The organism is Streptomyces sp. SID1328, from assembly GCF_009865595.1.
Classification (GTDB): domain Bacteria; phylum Actinomycetota; class Actinomycetes; order Streptomycetales; family Streptomycetaceae; genus Streptomyces; species Streptomyces griseoluteus.
On sequence record NZ_WWKH01000029.1, the window covers coordinates 1 to 405 of the forward strand.

At 79.5% G+C, this 405-nt stretch carries 1 pseudogene; it reads right to left on the minus strand.

Annotated elements, in window-relative coordinates:
• Nucleotides 1-284 (minus strand): annotated as a pseudogene (locus GT030_RS36045) (zinc ribbon domain-containing protein); the annotation flags it as partial.
• Nucleotides 285-405: the final 121 nt, after the last annotated feature.

Consider the following 405-nt stretch of genomic DNA (forward strand, 5'->3'; position numbering starts at 1 on the left):
AGCAGCCGCGTCAGCGCGCCCGAGCCGGCGCGGGCGCGCCGGCGGAACGGCCACACGGTGCGCCACCACGGCAGCGGTTCCGGCACCGCGACGGGTGTCAGCGGGGCGGCGCACTTGCGGCAGAAACGGCGGTGCGGGGGGTTGGGCGTACGGCAGACGGGACACGGGATGCCGGAGGTGTCCTCGTCCGCCGGCAGCGGGCGGACGACCGGGCGCGGGGCCACCGCCTTGGCGGGTTTGACGGGCTGAGGAGCAGTCGGGGGAGTGGGGGGCTCGGGGTTCACCGGGCGCGACGGAGCCGGGGCGGGCTCGGGTGCCGGTGCCTGTGCCGGTGCGGGTGCCGGCGTGGGCGTGGGCGTCGGCGCGGGTGGCTCGGCTTCGTCGGTCCGGGCCGGGGCGGGCTCC